The following is an 18222-nucleotide window of genomic DNA, read 5'->3' on the forward strand; positions in this document are numbered from 1 at the left end:
ATACGTCTGCACGTGCGCCGCGGGACGCGTCCGAGGTCGTCCCGCAGGACGGCCGGACCGGAGGGGTCCGGCCGAGGAGAGGAGCGCCGCATGACCCCGACCGCGCTGGGCGCCGTCGTCCCCGAGAACGCCGTCCGCTTCCTCGGCCACGACACCCACGCGCACGACGAGCCGCACCTGGTCCACGTCGTCGCGGGCACCGCGGAGCTCGTGGCCGACGGCGCGCCCCTGACCCTGCGCACGCACGAGAGCGTGTGGCTCGCCCCCGGCGTGCCGCACTCCGTGCGCCTGCCGGGCGGGGCGATGGCCCTGGGGCCGGTGCTCTCGCCGGGCGTCGAGCCCCCCGTCCGGGTGCACCGGCTCGGCGTCGTGCCGGCCGTCACGGACGTCCTGACCGCCGTGCTCTGCGCGGGCCCGGTGACCCCGGAGCAGGTCGCGCCGTTCCGCGCGGCCCTCGAGGAGGTGCTCCGCGGGGTCACGGGCGACCACTTCGTGCTGACGCTCCCGTCGCACCCGGTCGCGCGCGCCGTGGCCGAGGACGCCCGGCGCGGGGGTGCGACGCTCGAGGAGCTCGCCGACCGACGGCACGCGAGCGCGCGCCACGTCCAGCGGCTCTTCGTCGAGGAGACGGGGCTCCCGTTCGGGCGCTGGCGAACGCGCGCCCACCTCAACGTCGCGATCGCGCGGCTGCGGGGCGGCTCGCAGCTGGACGCGGCGGCGCGCGCCGCCGGCTACGCCACGCGGGCCGGCCTGCTGCGCGCCCTCAGCCGGGAGACCGGGCAGCCGGTCGCCGACCTCGCGCGGGATCCCCTGGCGGTCCTCGACCGCGCGCCGCGGGACGCGGGAAGCGGGACCCGGGCGGCTCGCCCCGCCGAGCGGCTGAGCGCCTGAGCCGGATCAGCGGTCGCGCACGACCCGGTAGCGCAGCGCGGTGCGGACGCCCACCTCGTCGACGCTCACCTTCTCCAGGGTGGCGGGGACGCCGCCGTCGAACAGCCGGACGCCGCCGCCGAGCAGCACCGGCATGACGTCGACGGCGAGCTCGTCGACGAGGTCCGCCGCCAGGAGCTGGCGGAAGAGGTCCGCGCCGCCCACGAACGTCACGTCACGGTCGCCAGCGGCCTCGACGGCGCGGCGCACCGCCTCCTCGACACCGTCGGTGACGAACTCGATCCAGAGCCGCTCGTTGCGGCGCGGCGCGACGGGCAGCGGGTGGTGCGTCACGACGAAGATCGGTGCCTGGAACTCGTAGTCCTCCGCGTAGCTGTCGGGGTCCTCGGCGCCGTCGAACGTGCGTCGCCCCATGAGCACGGCGCCGGTCTCGTCCTGGAGCCGGCGCATGTAGTCGCTGCCCACGAGCGTGTCGAAGTCCGCGTAGAGCGCGGCGCTGCTCCCGGCGGCGTCCTGCACGAACCCGTCGAGCGACACCGTCGCCCCGGCGATCACCTTGGCCATGGATCCTCCTCGTCCCTGTTGCGCGGTCGAAGGGGAGACCCGGGGCGGTGCGCGGACTCATCGGTCGGCGGGCGGCCTCCGGGTCGGCCCGCTCCCGGGCGGCGCCCGCCGTCGGGCCGTTCGGCAGTTCTCATTATCGTGTTGACCCTGGTCACGGGCCGTCGTGAGAGTGGCTGCCGTCCCACCCGCTCTCTCACCGTGGAGGCAGCATGCCGGACGACCCTCGCCCACCCGTCCCTCGTCCCTTGACCCGTCGCGCGCTCCTGCGCGGTGCCGTCGTGCTCGGCGCGGCGACCGCGACCGGCACGCTCGCCGGCACCGTGGGCGGCATCGCCGCCCCGGCGCCCGCGCACGCGGCGGTGCCCGGCTTCCCGACCTTCCGCTACCTCGGGCAGCCGCTCGACCGGAGCACGTTGCGGTACAACCCGACGAACGAGCTGATCTTTCCCTCGGTCCGGTACGTCGCCGGGCGCGTCGAGAACCCGCTCGGCCGCTGGTACATGTACTACGCCCCGCACGACGCCCCGGGCGGCATCTGCCTGGCCTACGCGGACTCCGTCACCGGCCCGTGGCGCGAGCACCCCGCCAACCCGATCATCCCGCGCACGTGGGCGGGCTTCGACGTGAGCCACGTGTCGAGCCCCGACGCGTTCTGGAACCCGGCGGACCGCCGGATCTACTTGTTCTTCCACGGCGAGAACCACACGACCCGGGTCGCGAGCTCCGCCGACGGCCGCAGCTTCGCGTACCACAACCGGGTCGTGGGCACGTACATGCTCCCGGGCGTGAGCGAGACGTCGTACGCGCGCGTCTTCCCGCACCCGACGCAGTCGGGGGTCTACGTCATGCTGCTGATGGGCAACCACGGCGGGACGCGGAAGATCTACGTCGGCTGGTCGCAGTCGCTGACGTCCGGCTGGCAGGTCAAGCCGGAGCCGCTCATCACGCCTGCGGCCGGGGAGGGCGGCCAGGTCTCCGGGGCGCACTACTGGTCGCGCAACGGCGGGGGCCACGTCGTCTACCACGCGGGCTCGGGCAACATCCACGTCGCGCGCGTGGGGACGGGCTTCGACCGCGAGGACCACCTCGGGGTCCTGTACGACTCGGGGTCCGCCGCGCCGGACCGCGGGCGCGCCGCGGCGCCGTCGTTCGTGGAGGTCGACGGCCGCCTGCACATGTTCTACGAGGCCGGCCAGCGCGGCTCCACGACGATCGCCCTCGCCCGCGCGGACTGACGCCCCGGCCGGGCGCCCACCGCCCCGGGCGCCCGGTCGGGCCCGTCACGCGAGGTCGACGTCGGCCCACAGGGCGGCGTGGTCGGACGCCGCGTGCACGGGCGACGTCATCGTGTCGTAGTGCGGGAACAGGGTCCCGTCCTTCCCGCCCCACACGCCCCGGCGGAAGACCGACCCGCCGACGGTGCGCTCGAACAGCGCGGGGGAGAGCAGGACGTAGTCGATCTTCTGGCTCGCGGTCCCGTTGCCGTACGTCCCGGGACGCCCGTCGCCCCGGAAGTCCGGGTGCACGCTCACGTCGCGCAGGTCGGTCCCCTCGAGGAGCGGGCGCAGCGGCACCGACCCCGGTGTGTCGTTGAGGTCGCCGACGACCACGACGTGCTCCTCGCCGCGGGCGCGCAGACCCGCGTAGATCGCCGCGGTGCGGGTCGCCTGGCGGCGCCGGGTCGCGTCCGACTCGGCCTGCGTCCCGTACCCCTTGGACTTGAAGTGGTTGACGAGCACGGTGAGCGTGCCGCCGCCCGGCAGCGCGACGACGTACTCGGGGCAGTCCCGACCGAAGACGAGGCGTCCGCGCGAGTCCCGGTCGTCGACGTGGGAGCGCACCGTCCCGATCTCGTAGGGCCGCCGCGTGAGCAGCCCGACGTCGATCCCGCGGTCGTCGTTGCCGTCGATGACCATGACGTGCGGGTAGAGCGTGCGCCCGGAGCGGGTGACGCCCGCGTCGGTGAACCGCTTGAGCGCGACGCGGCTCTCCGCCTCGACGACGGCGAGGACGTCGGCGCCGACGTCGGCCACGACGCGCGCCGTGTGCACCATCGCGAGCTCGTCGACCCGGTCCTTGATGAGGTCGACCCAGCCGACCCAGTCGCCCCGCCCGGTCGCGACCACCTCGGTGCGGGCCGTCCCGGCGGCCTGCGACCCGGTGCGGCGCACGAGCCGCCCGCGCACCTGGCGCAGCACCGCGAGCGCGGCGGCGTCGGCGCGCAGCAGGCCGAGCGTCTCCAGGTGCTCCAGGATCTCGGCCCGGACGTCGGGGTCGTACCGCTCCTCGGCGATCAGGGCGTTGACCCGCGCGTGCGCCGCCAGGACCGCGTTGCCCGCGGTCAGCGGGCCCGCCATCGCGCGCGGCCGCTCGAACAGGTTCTCGACGTTGAACGTCCCGATCCGGACCGTCGCCATCGTGGGCTCCCTCGCGCGGCCCGGGACCCGAGATGGGTGCGCGGCGCGGACCGGCTCCACCTGGAGGGAGGGGCGCGGCCGGTGTCCCGGACGCCGCCGCGGTCGCAGGACCGCACCACGCGGCCGGCCCGGCCGGTGTCACCGCCACCGGCCGGGCCGCCCGTGACCGGCCGGGCGCGCCGGCCGGTGACCCGTCAGCGTCTGCGCGGGGCGGGCGCCGACGGGTAGATGTCGCGGAACGCGGGCTCGAACGGTCTGGACAGGAGCGACAGGCCTGCCTGCTCGGGCGTGCGCCCGCCCTTGGCCGCGTTGCACGGCTCGCACGCGGCGACGGCGTTGAGCCACGTCGTCGTGCCGCCCTGGCACCGCGGGACGACGTGGTCCATCGTCGTCGCGGTGCCGCCGCAGTACGCGCAGCGGTAGCGGTCGCGGCGCAGGAGCGCGGCGCGCGAGTACGGCACGCGGCCCTGGCGCTCGTACACCCAGCGCGCGTGCACGTACCGCACGAGCGCGACCGACCGGGGCCGCTGGTAGGGCCCGAACGTCTCGCCCTCGACGGCCTCCAGCACCTCGGCGACCTGCCGGTGCAGCATGCGGATCGCGTGGCGCAACGACACGCGGCCGAGCACCTGGCTGCCGCCGAGGTTGTAGATGACCACCTCGCTCATCGTCGCTCCTCCTGTCGTGCGTTCGCGTGCCGTGCCCCGGGACGACGAGAGCCGCCCCAGGACGGTGCCCCAGGACGGCTCTGCAGGTGGACGACGCACGTCGTCTACCTGAGGAGCGCCCTTCGGGACGGGTCGACGGACCACTCGTGCGTCACGCGGGTCCACCTGCCCTTCACCGGTCGTCATGGTCGAGCGTCCGGGCGGGTCTCGACCGGACGCCACGAGGCTATGCCCGCGAGCGCGCGACGTCCACGGTTTTGCGCCCGGGCGGCGTCAGGCGTCGTCCCCCGCGTCCGTCCCCGCCGCCGTCGCACCGGGCTCGGCGCCCGGCCCCGGGTCGCGCTCCGTGCCCGACGCCGCGTCGCCCGACGCCGGCCGGTGCGCGCGCCCGGCACCGGAGAGCTGGACGAGCAGCGCGCCCGACAGGACCCAGACGAGCCCGGCGGCCGAGACCGACCCGCCCGCGAGCGCGGCGACCGCCCCCGCCGCCACGACGGGCACGGCGAGGACCAGCGCGGTGCGGACGTCGCGCAGCACGGCGTGCACGCCCGCGGACACCAGGCCGTGGACGGCGAACGCCCCGACGAGCAGCGCGAGCTCGGCCGGCTCGAGGGCGCGCGCCGGGCGGTCCAGCACGCCGCCGAGCGCGCCCGCGAGCGTGGCGAGGGCCCCCGTCGTCACGAGGTGCAGGAACCACGCGACCCGGGGCGGCACGCCGGCCGGGCGCAGGAGCGCCACGCCCGCGTACCCGGAGCGCACCGTGAGCGCCCACAGCCCGACCAGCAGGGTGAACGCCCCCGCGCCCGCCACGAGCAGGGTGCGGTCCCACTCGGCCTCGCTCGCGGCGTCGATCGCCTGGATGAGGCCCTCGCCGAGCACGATGATGACGAACAGCCCGAGCCGCTCGCCGAGGTGGGGCACGTCGCTCGCGGCGGCGTCGACCGTCGTCGGGACCTCCAGGTCGCGCCGCCGCCCGCGGTCCGGCGCGCCGGGTCGTGCACGACGGCCGCCGAGCGCACGACCCCGGCCCCGGCGCTCGCGGACCTCGTCGAGGCGTTCCTGCGCGCGCCGCACGAGCCGCTCGCCCGAGAGCGTGAGGAGCAGCACCAGGTCGATCGCGAGGCCGACGCCCCACAGCACGTAGCGGGTCTGGCCGTCGGCCCACCACGACACGACCCACGGCACGACGCCGGCGAGCGCCTGCACGACGGGCAGGTCGACGACGACGGTCGTGCGCCGCCACGGGCGTGCGGCCACGAGGCGGCCCACGACGTAGGCGACGGCGAACGCCCGGGCGTGCTCGTCGTGGATGCCGGGGACGGCGGCGATCATCACGGCGAGCGCGGCCATCCCGGCGAGGATCGGCAGGGACCGCGCGCCCTCTCCCGCGACGTTGCCGTACGTCGTGAAGCACGCCCACACGAGCCAGAAGGCTGTGTACGCCACGACGTACAGCGCGAGCCCGCCGCCGTCGTGGTCCTCCTGGAGGAGGTGGGCGAGCATGCCGATGCCCGCGACGACGACGAGGTCGAAGAACAGCTCGAGCCAGGAGGCGTGGCGCTCCTCGCCGACGGGCGAGGTCCCCGCCGCGGGGGCGGCCGTCACGGGCGGCCGTCGGGCGCGTCGGGCGCGTCGGTCGAGGTGGGTGAGGTGGGCGAGGTGGGGACGGGCGCGGGTTCGAGCGGGAGCCGCACGACGAACCGCGTGTCGCCCGGCACGGACGTCACGGCGAGGTCGCCGTGGTGCTTGTTGACGACGATGCGCCACGAGATGTCGAGGCCGAGCCCGGTGCCCTGCCCGACGGGCTTCGTCGTGAAGAACGGCTCGAAGATGCGCGGGCGCACGGCGTCGGGGATCCCGGGGCCGGTGTCGGCGACCTCGACCTCGGCGTGGTCGTCGACGCGCCGGGTGGTCACGGTGAGGGTCCCGGTGCCGGCCATGGCCTGGGCGGCGTTCTCGACGAGGTTGGTCCACACCTGGTTGAGCTCGGCGGCGTACACGGGCACGGGGGGCAGGTCGGGGTCGTAGCGGCGCACGACGTCGATGCCGTCGAGGGTGTGGTCGAGCATCGTCAGGGTGGAGTCGAGCAGCTCCCGCAGGTCCACGGGCCGGAAGGGCGCCCGGTCGAGCTGGGAGTACTGGCGGGCGGCGCCGACGAGGGAGGAGATGCGCACGGTGGCGTCCTCGATCTCGGCCATGAGCTGCTCGGTCTCGATGGTGTACGCGAGCCAGCTCACCGCGCCGGTGAGCGCGCCGGCGTCGACCCGTCCGGCGACGCGGTCGAGCCACGGCTCGTCGATGCCTGCCTGGACGAGCGCGGGGGAGACCCGCCACCCCTCGGGCAGGCCGTGGTCGTCGAGCCAGTCGGTGAGGCGGTCCTCGAGGTCGGAGGTCTCCAGGGCGCCCACGGCGTCCGCGGTGCGCGTGTCCGCGTACCGCTCGAGCGCCTCCTCCTGGAGCCGGATCAGCTCGGCGAGCGTGGCGCGGTCGTAGGGGCCGTCGGCGATGAGCGCGAGCTTGTGCCGCATGGCCGCGACGCGCTCGCGCAGTGTCCCGGTGGCGCGCACGGCGGCCGCGGCGGGGTTGTTGAGCTCGTGGGTGAGGCCCGCGGACAGGGAACCGAGCGCGAGCAGCCGCTCGCGCTGCCCGACGAGCTGCTGCGCGTCGCGCGTGCCCCAGAACACGCCCTCGAGCAGGTGCACCGCCATGGGGAACCACTCGGTCATGAGCTTGGCGAAGTCGGGCGCCGCGAGCACGAAGAAGCGCGAGGGCTCGAGCGCGCGCGCCGAGTGGAGGTAGGTCTGGGGCAGCCGGTCGCCGAGGTAGGCGTTCCAGGCGCCGAGGTAGACCCCGACCTGACGGGTGCGCGAGACCTCGACCTCGTCCTCGCCGACGCGCCGGTAGAGCGCCACGCCGCCGTCGAGCAGGACGTAGAACGCCTCGGCGGGCGCGCCCTCGTGCAGCAGCCAGCCCGCGTCGTGCCGCTCGACGTGGCCGGTCGCGCACAGCCAGGCGAGCTGGTCGTCGGTGAGGTGCTCGAACAGGAACGTGGCGCGCAGCTCGTCGACGTCGCACGGCAGCCAGCCGCGCGCGGCGGCGGCCGCGGCGGTGCCGGGCGCGGTGCTGGCGCCCGCGGGGGGCGGGGTCGTGGTGGGGTCCTCGGTGCTGGTCACGGTGTCGCCTCCGGGTCGGTCGGGGCTGTGTCGTCGGTGCTGTGTCGGTGGTGCTGTGTCGGTGGTGTCGGCGGGAGCGTGGCGGGACGGGGTCAGAGCTGTTCGAGGTAGCGGTGGACGAGCATGACGGCCATGGCCCCCTCCCCGACGGCGGACGCGACGCGCTTGGCCGACTCCGCGCGCACGTCGCCGGCGGCGAACACGCCGGGCACGGACGTCTCCAGGTGGTAGGGCGGGCGGTCGAGCGTCCACCCGGCGGGCGGGGCGCCGTCGTGCAGGAGGTCGGGTCCCGCGAGCACGAACCCGCGCGGGTCGCGCGCGACGACGCCGTCGAGCCAGTCGGTGCGGGGCGCGGCGCCGATGAACACGAACGCCCACCCGCACTCGACGCGCGACGTCGTGGCGGCGTCGAGGTCGCGCAGCTCGAGGTGCTCCAGGTGGTCGTCGCCCGACGCCGCGACGACCTCCGTCCGGGTGAGGACCCGCACGCGCGGGTGGGCCTCGACCTGCTCGACGAGGTAGGACGACATGGACCGGGCGAGCGAGTCGCCGCGCACGACGAGCGTGACCTGCTTGGCCTCGCGCGCGAGGTAGAGCGCCGCCTGCCCGGCGGAGTTCGCGCCCCCGACGACGTACACCTCCTGGTCCTGGCACGCGGACGCCTCGGTGAGCGCCGAGCCGTAGAAGACGCCGCGGCCCACGAGGTCGGTGAGGCCCGGGCCGTCGAGCAGCCGGTAGGAGACGCCGGACGCGAGGATGACGGTGTGCGCGTCGATCGACGTGCCGTCGGGGAACCGCACCGAGCGGGCCGGGCCGTCGACGTCGAGCTCGACGGCGTCGCGCGTCGTGACGATCTCGGCGCCGAACCGCACGGCCTGGCGGCGCGCGCGCTCGGCGAGCTGGGCGCCCGAGATCCCGTCGGGGAAGCCGAGGTAGTTGTCGATGCGCGAGCTCTGGCCGGCCTGGCCGCCGGTCGCGGTGCGCTCGACGAGCACCGTGCGCAGCCCTTCCGACGCCCCGTACAGCGCCGCGCTGAGCCCCGCGGGCCCGCCGCCCACGACGACGAGGTCGTAGAAGTCGGCCGCGGGGCGCGTGGCGAGCCCGACGCGCTCGGCGAGCGTCGCGTCGTCGGGCGCGACGAGGGGCTCGCCCTCGGGCGTGACGACGAGGGGGAGGGTCTCGCCGTCGGCCTGCGCGGCGGTGAGCAGGCGCGCCCCCTCGGCGGACTCGGACGGGTACCACCGGTAGGGGACGCGGTTGCGCGCGAGGAACTCGCGCACCTGCGACGAGCGTGCCGACCACCGGTGCCCGACGACGACGGTCTCGGCGGGCCGGCGGCGGTCGGTCGCGGACCACGCCTCGAGCTGGGCGTCCACGACGGGGTAGAGCTTCTCCTCGGGCGGGTCCCACGGCTTGAGCAGGTAGTAGTCGAGGTCGACGACGTTGATCGCCTCGATCGCCGCCTCGGTGTCCGCGTAGGCGGTGAGCAGGACGCGGCGCGCCGCGGGGAAGAGGTCCATCGCCTGCTCGAGCAGCTCGACGCCCGTCATGCCGGGCATGCGGTGGTCGGCGAGGACGACGGCCACGTCCTCACCGCGCAGCGCGAGCTCGCGCAGCGCGGCGAGCGTCTCGGCACCGGACTCGGCGCGCACGATCCGGTACCGGTCGCCGTAGCGGCGGCGCAGGTCGCGCGCGACCGCGCGCGAGACCCCGGGGTCGTCGTCCACGGTGACGATGGCGGGGCGGGTCGTCGCGACGGTGGGTTCCACACGGCCTCCTCGGGCACCAGGACGGGCGACTGCCATCCTCTCCCCGCCGTGGCCGCGCGTCCACGGCGACGTGGCGCAGGTCACTCTCGACGCGGGACCGCGCTGCGCTAGTTTAGGCAAGGCAAACCTCAGGTTGCCCCGCCGCGATCCGCGGCGGCCCTCTCCCGTCCTGGAGCCTCGCATGCTCTCCGCACGATCCGGCGCGCCCGCGCACGGTACCCCGACCGCCCCGGCGCTGCTCACCGGCGCGACCGCGGGCGCCTACGCGAGCACCCTGCACGCCGTGGTGGACGACGTCGCCGCGCGCGTGGCCGCCGTCGACCAGCCCTGGTCCGGCGCGAGCCGCACGTGTCTGGCCGCGCTCGTCGACGCCGCCGACCTCGACGGCCCCGGCGTCGGGACCGACGCCGCGCTGCGCGAGGCCGCCGACCTCTACGCGACCCACGCCGTGTGGTTCCACCACCCCGCCTACGCCGCGCACCTCAACTGCCCGGTCGCGCTGCCCGCCGTCGGCGCCGAAGCGCTGCTCGCCGCGATCAACACGTCCGTCGACACCTACGACCAGTCGACCGTCGCGACCCTCATGGAGCGCCGCCTCGTCGCCTGGACCGCCGGCCGCGTCGGGTACGTCGCCGGCGACGGCGTCCTCACGTCGGGTGGCACCCAGTCCAACCTCCACGCGCTCTTCCTCGCCCGCGAGCGCGCCGTCGAGCGCGCCGCCCGCGACGGGCTCGGGCGCTCGGCCGTCCTGCCGCGCCTGCGCGTCCTGGCCGCGGGGTCCAGCCACTTCAGCGTCGCGCGCTCGGCCCTGCTGCTCGGCCTCGCCGACGACGCGGTCGTGCGGGTCGAGGCCGACGCCGACGGGCGCGTCGTGCCCGCGGCGCTCGCGGCCGCCGTCGCCGCGGTGCACGCCGCGGGCGAGGTCGTCATGGCGGTCGTCGCGACCGCCGGCACGACCGACCGCGGCTGCGTCGACCCGCTCGCCGCGGTCGCGGACGTGTGCGACGCGGCCGACGTGTGGCTGCACGTCGACGCCGCCTACGGGTGCGGCCTCCTCGTGTCCGCGACGCGCCGGCACCTGCTCGACGGCATCGAGCGCTCGCGGTCGGTGACCGTCGACTACCACAAGGCGTTCTTCCAGCCGGTGTCCGCGAGCGCGCTGCTCGTGCGCGAGCGCGCCGACCTGGAGCGCGTCGCGCACCACGCGGACTACCTCAACCCGCGCGAGGACGCCGAGCCGAACCAGGTCGACGTGTCGCTCCAGACGACGCGCCGCTTCGACGCGCTCAAGCTCTGGACGACGCTGCGCGCGCTCGGGCCCGGCGGGGTCGGCGCGATGGTCGACGCCGTGTGCGACCTCGCCGCGCAGGTGCACGCCGACCTCGCGGACGACCCCGAGCTGCGCGTGCTCGGCCGCACGGACCTGTCCACGGTCCTGTTCCGCTACGAGCCGCCGGGGCTGTCCGCGGCGCACGCGGACCGCCTCGTGCCGCTCGTGCGGCGCGTGCTGTTCGAGTCCGGTCGCGCGGTGGTCGCCAAGACCGTGCTCGACGGCGTCCCGTGCCTCAAGCTCACGCTGCTCAACCCGACCGTGACGCTCGCGGACGTGCGCCACGTGCTCGACCTCGTGCGCACGACCGCCCAGGCGCTCGTCGAGCGCGACGAGCTGCTGCACGACGACGACGTCGCGGCGCACGCCGCGGACCTCGTGGCGTCCCTCGCGACCGCCGGGGCGGTGACCCGATGAGCACGACTGCCCCCACGACGAGCGGCCCCGGCCCGGCGCCCCACGGCCCGGCGCGCGTGCGCGACGTCGTCGGCGTGGGGATCGGGCCGTTCAACCTCGGCCTCGCGGCGCTGTCTGCGCCCCTCGACGACGTCGACGCCGTGTTCCTCGACGCCGCCCCCGAGTTCCGCTGGCACCCCGGCATGATGATCGAGGGCGCGACGATCCAGGTCCCGTTCCTCGCCGACCTCGTCACGATGGCTGACCCGACGTCGCCGTACTCGTTCCTCGCGTTCCTCAAGGCCACGGGCCGGCTCTACCCGTTCTACATCCGCGAGTCGTTCTACCCGCTGCGCGCCGAGTACGACGCGTACTGCCGCTGGGTCGCGGCCCGCCTGGGCTCGCTGCGCTGGTCGCGGCGCGTCGTCGCCGTCGAGCACGACCCGGCCGGCGGCGCGTTCGTCGTGCGCGCCGAGACGCTCGCGCCCGACGGGAGCGTCACCGGCACCGAGGAGCACCGGGGTCGCCACCTCGTGCTCGGCGTCGGCACCTCGCCGGTGCTGCCGCCCGCGCTGCGGGCGCTCGCGGACGAGGTCGCGCGCGGCGAGCACCCGGGTGCCGGGCCGCTCGTGCACAGCGCGCAGTACCTGCCGCACCGCGACGCGCTCGCGGACGCGGGCTCGGTCACGGTCGTGGGCAGCGGCCAGTCGGCCGCCGAGGTCTACCGCGACCTGCTCGACGGCGTGCACGGCGACGCGCGGCGCCCCGGCTACCGGCTCGACTGGGTGACGCGCTCGCCGCGCTTCTTCCCCATGGAGTACACGAAGCTCACGCTCGAGATGACGTCGCCGGAGTACACCGACCACTTCCACGCGCTGCCGCTCGAGCTGCGCCAGCTCCTCGGCCGCGAGCAGCGGGGCTTGTACAAGGGGATCAGCGGCGACCTCGTGGACGAGATCTACGACGCGCTGTACCGCCTGAGCCTCGACCGTCCGGTGCCGACGACGCTGCTCACCGACACCGAGGTCGTCGCCGCGCGGTACGAGCCGGCCGCCCGCGGGGGTGACGGGGCGAACGTTGCCGGGCAGCCCGACGCGGCAGGGTCGGCCGGGGAGTACGTGCTGCGGCTGCGGCACGCGCAGCTCGGGCGGGAGGTCGAGCGCCGCACGCGCGCGCTCGTCGTCGCGACGGGCTACGCCGCCTCGGTCCCGGCGTTCCTCGACCCGGTGCGCCACCTGCTCCGGTTCGACGAGCTCGGGCGGTTCGACGTCGCGCGCGACTACACGGTCGACGACGCGCGCCGCGTCCACGTGCTCAACGGCGAGGAGCACACGCACGGCATCACCGCGCCGGACCTCGGGTTCGCCGCGTGGCGCAACGCCGTCGTGCTGCGCACCGTCACGGGCCGCGAGGTGTACCCGGTGGAGGAGCGCATCGCGTTCCAGACGTTCGGCCTGCCCGACGACGAGGCTCCTTCGGGTTCCCCGTCCCCGGCCACCACTCCCGCGACGACCCCCGCCATGCCGGACGCCGCGGCGCGCGTCGCGGCGGGCGAGCGCACGGGAGGTGAGGCTCGATGAGCGCCACCACCACGTCGACGGCGGCGTCGGCCGTGCCGTCGCCGGTCCCGACGGCGTCAGGTGCTGCGGCGTCGGACGACGCGGCGCCGAGCGCGAGCCCGGGCGCCGCCTTCGCGGTGCGGGTCCGGCTCGGCAGCAGCCGCGCGGACGTCTCGTTCGAGCATGTGGACCCGGTGCGCGACGCCGCGCTCGTGCAGGGCTGGCTCGCGCACCCCCGCTCGGCGTTCTGGCAGCTGGGCCACCTCGACGTCGACGGCGTGCGGGACTACCTCGCGGGGGTCCGCGCCGACCCGCACCAGGACGCGTGGCTCGGCCGGGTCGACGGCGTGCCGGCGTTCCTCGTGGAGACGTACGACCCGGCGCGCGTCACGCTCGCCGACGTCCCCGCGGCCGTCGCCCTGCTGGAGCCGGGCGACGTCGGGATGCACCTGCTCGTCGCGCCCCCGGCCGGGCCCGCGCGCGGCGGGTTCACCTCGGCGGTGATGGGCGCCGTCGTGCGGTTCTGTCTCGACCCTGCGGGGCGTGGCGCCCGCCGTGTCGTCGTCGAGCCGGACGTGCGCAACGCCGCGATCGCGGCGAAGAACGCCGCGGCCGGGTTCCGGGTGCTGCGCGAGGTGGAGCTCCCCGGCAAGACGGCTTACCTCGCCGTCGCGACGCGCGCCGACCTCGACGCGAGCCCGCTGGGCGACGGCGTCGACCACGCGCCGCACCTGCGCCCCGACCTCGCCGAGCGCGCGCACCGACACCTCGTCGCGAAGACGATCGCCGAGCTCACCCACGAGCGGCTGCTCGCGCCGCGCGCGGAGGTCTGGCCGGTCGAGGCCGACGGGGCGGGGCAGTACGTGCTGCCCGTCGCGGACGGCTCGGTGGAGTACCGGTTCGTCGCGCGGCGGTACGCGCTCGAGCACTGGGTGCTCGACGAGGCGTCGATCCGGCGCACCGCGACGGCCGGGCACGGCACGGCGGGCCGGCCGGGCGACGCGGGCGACCCCGCGGGTGCGGACGGCACGGACGCGCGGCGTGAGCTGCCGGTCGACGCGCTCGACCTCGTCGTCGAGCTCCAGCCCGACCTGCGCATCCCCGACGACCTGCTCGCCACCTACCTCGAGGAGGTGTCGTCCACGCTCGCGAGCGCGACGGCGAAGCTCGAGCGGTACGAGCGCACCGGCGGGCCGAGCGCCACCGACCTCCTCGGCGCGTCGTTCCAGCAGGTCGAGGCGGCGATGACGGAGGGGCACCCGGGGTTCGTCGCGAACAACGGGCGCATCGGCTTCGGCCTCGCCGAGTACCGCGCGTACGCGCCCGAGAGCGGGGGCCGCGTGCGGCTGCTGTGGCTCGCCGCGCGGCGCGAGCACACCCACCTCGCGCTCGGTGCCGGGCTCGACGAGGAGACGCACTACGGGGCCGAGCTCACGCCCGACGAGCGCGCCGCGTTCGCCGAGCGGCTCGCCGCCCGCGGCCTCGACCCGGCCGACTACCTCTACCTGCCCGTGCACCCGTGGCAGTGGGAGCACCGCGTGCCCATCACGTTCGCGGCCGACGTCGCGCGCGGCGACCTCGTCCCGCTCGGGCCGGGCGCCGACGAGTACCAGCCGCAGCAGTCGATCCGCACCCTGTTCAACCTCACGCGGCCCGCCCGCCACTACGTCAAGGTCGCGCTCGCGATCCAGAACATGGGGTTCCTGCGCGGGCTGTCGCCCGCGTACATGCGCGACACCCCCGCGATCAACGACTGGGTCGCGCACCTCGTCGCCGCCGACCCGGAGCTCGGCGGCCGCGGGTTCACCGTGCTGCGCGAGCTCGCCTCGATCGGGTACACCGGCGACGTCTACCACCGCACCGCCACGCCGTCCCCGCACCGCAAGATGCTCGCCGCCCTGTGGCGCGAGAGCCCCGTGCCGCGCACCGCGCCCGGGGAGCGCCTCGCCACCATGGCCGCGCTCCTGCACCGCGACCGCGACGGCGCCGCGCACGCGACCGCGCTCGTGCGCGCCTCCGGGCTCGACCCCGCCGACTGGGTGCGCGCCTACCTCGACGCCTACCTGCGCCCGCTCGCCCACGCGCTCCTCGCGCACGACCTCGCGTTCATGCCGCACGGCGAGAACCTCATCCTCGTGCTCCGCGACCACGTCGTGGTCCGTGCGGTCATGAAGGACGTCGGCGAGGAGATCGCCGTCCTCGGTGACGCGCCGCTCCCGCCCGGCGTCGAGCGCGTGCGCGCCGTCGTCGACGACGAGGAGAAGGCGCTCGCGATCTTCACCGACGTGTTCGACGGCGTCCTGCGCCACCTCGCCGCGATCCTCCACGGCGACGGCGTGCTGCCCGAGGACCGGTTCTGGCGCCTCGTCGCGGAGTGCCTCGACGCCCATCGCGCCGACCACCCCGACCTGCGCGGCGGCGTCGACCTGCGCGCCCCGCGGTTCGCGCACTCGTGCCTCAACCGCCTCCAGCTGCGCAACACGCTCCAGATGGTCGACCTCGCCGACCAGTCCGCGTCCCTGCTGTACGCGGGCACCCTCGCCAACCCCGTCGCGCGGGAGGGCTGACGTGACGGCGAGCCCCGGCGGGTTCTCCGTGCACCGCGACGCGTGGGGCGTCCCGCACGTGCGCGCCGCTGACGAGCTCGCGCTCGCGCGCGGCCAGGGCTACGTCACCGCGCTCGACCGCGGCTGGCAGATCGAGGTCGACCGGTGGCGCGCCGAGGGGCGGCTCGCCGAGCGCCTGGGCGAGCCGGGCCTCGCGTGGGACCGGTTCGCCCACCGCGTCCGCCTCGCCGACACCGCGCGCCGCGCCTACGCGGCGCTCGCGGACGACGACCGCGCCTGGGTCGACGCGTACACCGCGGGCGTGAACGACGGTCTCGAGCGCGGGCGCGACGTGCCCGAGATGCACGCCCTCGCCGACCCGGCCTGGCCCGGCGGGGGCGACCTGCCGCCGCACGAGCCGTGGCCCGCGTGGGCGCCGCTCGGCGTGTTCCTCGTCGCCCACGTCCTGTTCTCCGGCTTCCCGCACGTGCTGTGGCGCGACCACGTCGCGCGCACGCTCGGGGCCGCCGTCGCGCGGTCCCGGCCCGACGTTCCCCCCACCGCGGTGCTCGACCTGCTCGCCGTCGACGGCGGCCCCGGCTCGGGGTCGAACGCGTGGGCGCTCGCGGGCGCCCGCACGCGCGGCGGGGCGCCGCTGCTCGCGGGCGACCCGCACCGCCTCCTGGAGCTGCCGGGCGTCTACCAGCAGGTGCGCCTGGCGTGCGACGCGTACGACGTCGTCGGCCTCGCCTTCCCCGGTGTCCCGGGGGTCCCGCACTTCGGGCACGCGGGCGCGGCGGCGTGGGGCGTGACGAACGCGATGGCGCACCACGTGGACGTCGTGGCGGAGCGGCTGCACCGCACCGCGGACGGCGGTGTCGTCGCGGAAGGGCCGGACGGTCCGGAGCCGGCGGACGTCGTCCACGCCACGGTTCGCGTGCGCGCGGTCGGCGGCCCGGTCGAGCACCGCGTGGAGACGATCGAGACGGCGCGTGGGGTGGTCGTCACGGGCGGCCCCGACGACCCGGGCCGGACGTTCGCGGTGCGCCTGCCCGCTCGCGTGGACGCCGACCTCGGGGTGGCCGCGTGGCGACGGCTCCTGCGGGCCGGGTCGGCGCGCGACGTGACGGACGCGTTCGCGACCTGGGTCGACCCGGTCGACCGCGTGCTGGCGGCGGACCGCGCGACCGTGCTGTCGGTGACGGCGGGGCGCGTGCCCCGCCGCGACCCGGCCGAGCGCGCGCTGCCCCTGCCGGGGTGGGCCGACGCCGGGCGCGCCCGCCCGTGGGTCGTGCCGCCCCCGCCCGTGGTCGTCGACGACGTCGCGGTCGACGCGAACGAGCGGCCCGCGCGGCCCGACCTCGACCTGGGCCGCACGTACGCCCCGCCGCACCGCGCTCGCCGGATCCGGGCGCTCCTCGCGGCCGCGGGCGACGACGCGACCGCGGCGGACCAGTCGCGCGTCCACGCGGACACGCTGCTCGGCGGCGCGGACGACCTGCTCGGGTGGCTCGACCGCGACGGTCGCGCCCCGGGCGCGGCCGGGGCCGATGACAGCACGACCGCGCGCCCCGACCCCGCGACATTCCGCGCGGCGGCACGGCTGCGCGCGTGGGACCGCCGCATGGACGCGGACAGCGCCGACGCGGCGCTCTTCGCGGCCTGGCGCGGCGCGCTCGTCGGCCGGGTCGCAGCGCACCCCGCGCTCGCGCCGCTGCACGCGCCCCACGGCCTCGACCCGGTCTTCGCGCCGTGGCTGTCGGTCACCGCGCGCGTCGCCGACGCGCTGCCCGCGCTCCTCGGCGCCGTGTGGCTCGGGATCGACGGCGCCGCGCTCGCGTGGGCCGCGCTCGCCGACGTCGTGCGGGCGCGGGACGACGAGCCGGGCCCGGCGCCGGTGTGGGGCGACACCCACCGCGTGCTCGGGCTGCACGTCCTCCTCGACGTGCCGGGCGCTGCGGTCCCGCGCGTGCCGGACGTGCCGCTCGGGGGCGACACGGACACCGTGCGCTGCACCGCGAGCGTGCCGGGGGTCAGCGACGTGTGCGTGCGCGGGTCGGTCGCGCGCTGGGTGTGGGACCTCGCCGACCGGGACGCGAGCCGCTGGGGCGTGCCGTTCGGCGCGAGCGGCGACCTGCGCTCGCCCCACTTCGCCGACCGGCTCGCCGCCTGGGCCGATGCCGAGACCGTGCCCGTCGTGACCGACTGGGCCCTGCTGCGCCACGAGGAGACCCGATGACCACGACCGACCCGCCCGCCCCCGGCCGCCTGCGCACCGGCGCGCCCGGGGAGCTGCTCCTCACGCACCGCGCGCCGGGCGGAGGGCGCCTGACGCTCCGCACCCTCGACCCGGACGCGGACCTCGACGTGCTGCACGCCTGGGTGACCCGGCCGTGGGCACGGTTCTGGGGACTCGGGGACCTGTCCCGGACGGAGCTGCGCGACCTGTACGCCTACGTCGGCTCGTTGCCGACGCACCACGCGTTCCTCGTGCGGTGGGACGACGCCCCGGTCGCGCTCCTGCAGACGTACGAGCCGGAGCACGACCCCGTCGGGGAGGCGTACGCGGTGGCGCCGGGCGACGTCGGGCTGCACTTCCTGCTCGGCGGGCGCGGTCCGCGCGGGGCGGACCTGTGGGCCGCCGTCGGTCCGCTGGTCGTCGCGTTCTGCCTCGCCGACCCGCGGGTGGACCGGATCGTCGTCGAGCCGGACGCGGCGAACGAGCGGGCGCACGCCCGGATGCGGGCCCTCGGCTTCGAGGTGGCGGAGCGGGTGCGCGTGGGGGAGAAGGACGCGCTCCTCGCGTTCCTGCCGCGCGACCGCGCGCGCGACCTGCTCGACCGGGCGGAGAAGGCGGCGGCGCGGGGGTGACCGGCTGCGCCGCCGAGCGCGGTGGCGCGGTCCCCGCG

13 protein-coding genes are annotated in these 18222 nt (G+C 76.4%); 7 read left to right on the forward strand and 6 right to left on the reverse strand.

The window, feature by feature from the left end; all coding sequences use genetic code 11:
- The first annotated feature begins 90 nt into the window (after window positions 1-90).
- A complete protein-coding gene (locus E1O70_RS04515) occupies window positions 91-891 on the forward strand; it encodes an AraC family transcriptional regulator (RefSeq protein WP_061268446.1) in 801 nt (266 codons plus the stop codon).
- A 6-nt stretch (window positions 892-897) separates the two neighbouring features.
- On the opposite strand, the gene E1O70_RS04520 is transcribed toward E1O70_RS04515, so the two are convergent.
- Window positions 898-1455: a dihydrofolate reductase family protein gene (locus tag E1O70_RS04520; RefSeq protein WP_043659185.1), complete on the reverse strand. Its 558-nt coding sequence runs from the start codon at window positions 1453-1455 to the stop codon at window positions 898-900.
- 245 nt (window positions 1456-1700) lie between these two features.
- Between E1O70_RS04520 and E1O70_RS04525 the strand changes: the two genes are divergently transcribed.
- A complete protein-coding gene (locus E1O70_RS04525; protein WP_167496838.1) occupies window positions 1701-2690 on the forward strand; it encodes a glycoside hydrolase family protein in 990 nt (329 codons plus the stop codon).
- Window positions 2691-2735: 45 nt separating this feature from the next.
- On the opposite strand, the gene E1O70_RS04530 is transcribed toward E1O70_RS04525, so the two are convergent.
- The 5 genes from E1O70_RS04530 to E1O70_RS04550 form a co-directional block, all read right to left on the reverse strand.
- On the reverse strand, window positions 2736-3872 hold the full coding sequence (locus E1O70_RS04530; protein ID WP_061268444.1) for an endonuclease/exonuclease/phosphatase family protein: 1137 nt from the start codon (window positions 3870-3872) through the stop codon (window positions 2736-2738).
- Between the two features lie 194 nt (window positions 3873-4066).
- Complete coding sequence (locus tag E1O70_RS04535) at window positions 4067-4540, reverse strand: HNH endonuclease (protein WP_009863577.1); 474 nt, start codon at window positions 4538-4540, stop codon at window positions 4067-4069.
- A gap of 273 nt (window positions 4541-4813) precedes the next feature.
- On the reverse strand, window positions 4814-6145 hold the full coding sequence (locus E1O70_RS04540) for a low temperature requirement protein A (RefSeq protein ID WP_061268443.1): 1332 nt from the start codon (window positions 6143-6145) through the stop codon (window positions 4814-4816).
- A complete protein-coding gene (locus E1O70_RS04545; protein ID WP_240696595.1) occupies window positions 6142-7713 on the reverse strand; it encodes an ATP-binding protein in 1572 nt (523 codons plus the stop codon). The genes E1O70_RS04540 and E1O70_RS04545 overlap by 4 nt, the downstream gene beginning before the upstream one ends.
- 92 nt (window positions 7714-7805) lie before the next feature.
- On the reverse strand, window positions 7806-9482 hold the full coding sequence (locus E1O70_RS04550; protein ID WP_061268442.1) for an NAD(P)/FAD-dependent oxidoreductase: 1677 nt from the start codon (window positions 9480-9482) through the stop codon (window positions 7806-7808).
- 181 nt (window positions 9483-9663) lie between these two features.
- Between E1O70_RS04550 and E1O70_RS04555 the strand changes: the two genes are divergently transcribed.
- Genes E1O70_RS04555 through E1O70_RS04575 form a run of 5 tightly spaced genes read left to right on the forward strand, consistent with a single transcriptional unit; the run spans window position 9664 to window position 18184 of the window.
- A complete protein-coding gene (locus E1O70_RS04555) occupies window positions 9664-11229 on the forward strand; it encodes a pyridoxal phosphate-dependent decarboxylase family protein (RefSeq protein ID WP_061268441.1) in 1566 nt (521 codons plus the stop codon).
- Complete coding sequence (locus E1O70_RS04560) at window positions 11226-12788, forward strand: lysine N(6)-hydroxylase/L-ornithine N(5)-oxygenase family protein (RefSeq protein ID WP_082774631.1); 1563 nt, start codon at window positions 11226-11228, stop codon at window positions 12786-12788. Before E1O70_RS04555 ends, E1O70_RS04560 begins: the two co-directional genes overlap by 4 nt.
- On the forward strand, window positions 12785-15334 hold the full coding sequence (locus E1O70_RS04565) for a GNAT family N-acetyltransferase (protein WP_082774630.1): 2550 nt from the start codon (window positions 12785-12787) through the stop codon (window positions 15332-15334). The genes E1O70_RS04560 and E1O70_RS04565 overlap by 4 nt, the downstream gene beginning before the upstream one ends.
- Window position 15335: 1 nt before the next feature.
- The gene (locus E1O70_RS04570) at window positions 15336-17552 is read left to right on the forward strand and encodes a penicillin acylase family protein (protein WP_082774629.1); all 2217 of its coding nucleotides are present in this window, start codon (window positions 15336-15338) and stop codon (window positions 17550-17552) included.
- Window positions 17549-18184: a GNAT family N-acetyltransferase gene (locus E1O70_RS04575; protein WP_061268440.1), complete on the forward strand. Its 636-nt coding sequence runs from the start codon at window positions 17549-17551 to the stop codon at window positions 18182-18184. Before E1O70_RS04570 ends, E1O70_RS04575 begins: the two co-directional genes overlap by 4 nt.
- Window positions 18185-18222: the final 38 nt, after the last annotated feature.

Origin of the sequence: Cellulosimicrobium funkei (assembly GCF_004519295.1) — a bacterium.
GTDB lineage: Bacteria > Actinomycetota > Actinomycetes > Actinomycetales > Cellulomonadaceae > Cellulosimicrobium > Cellulosimicrobium funkei.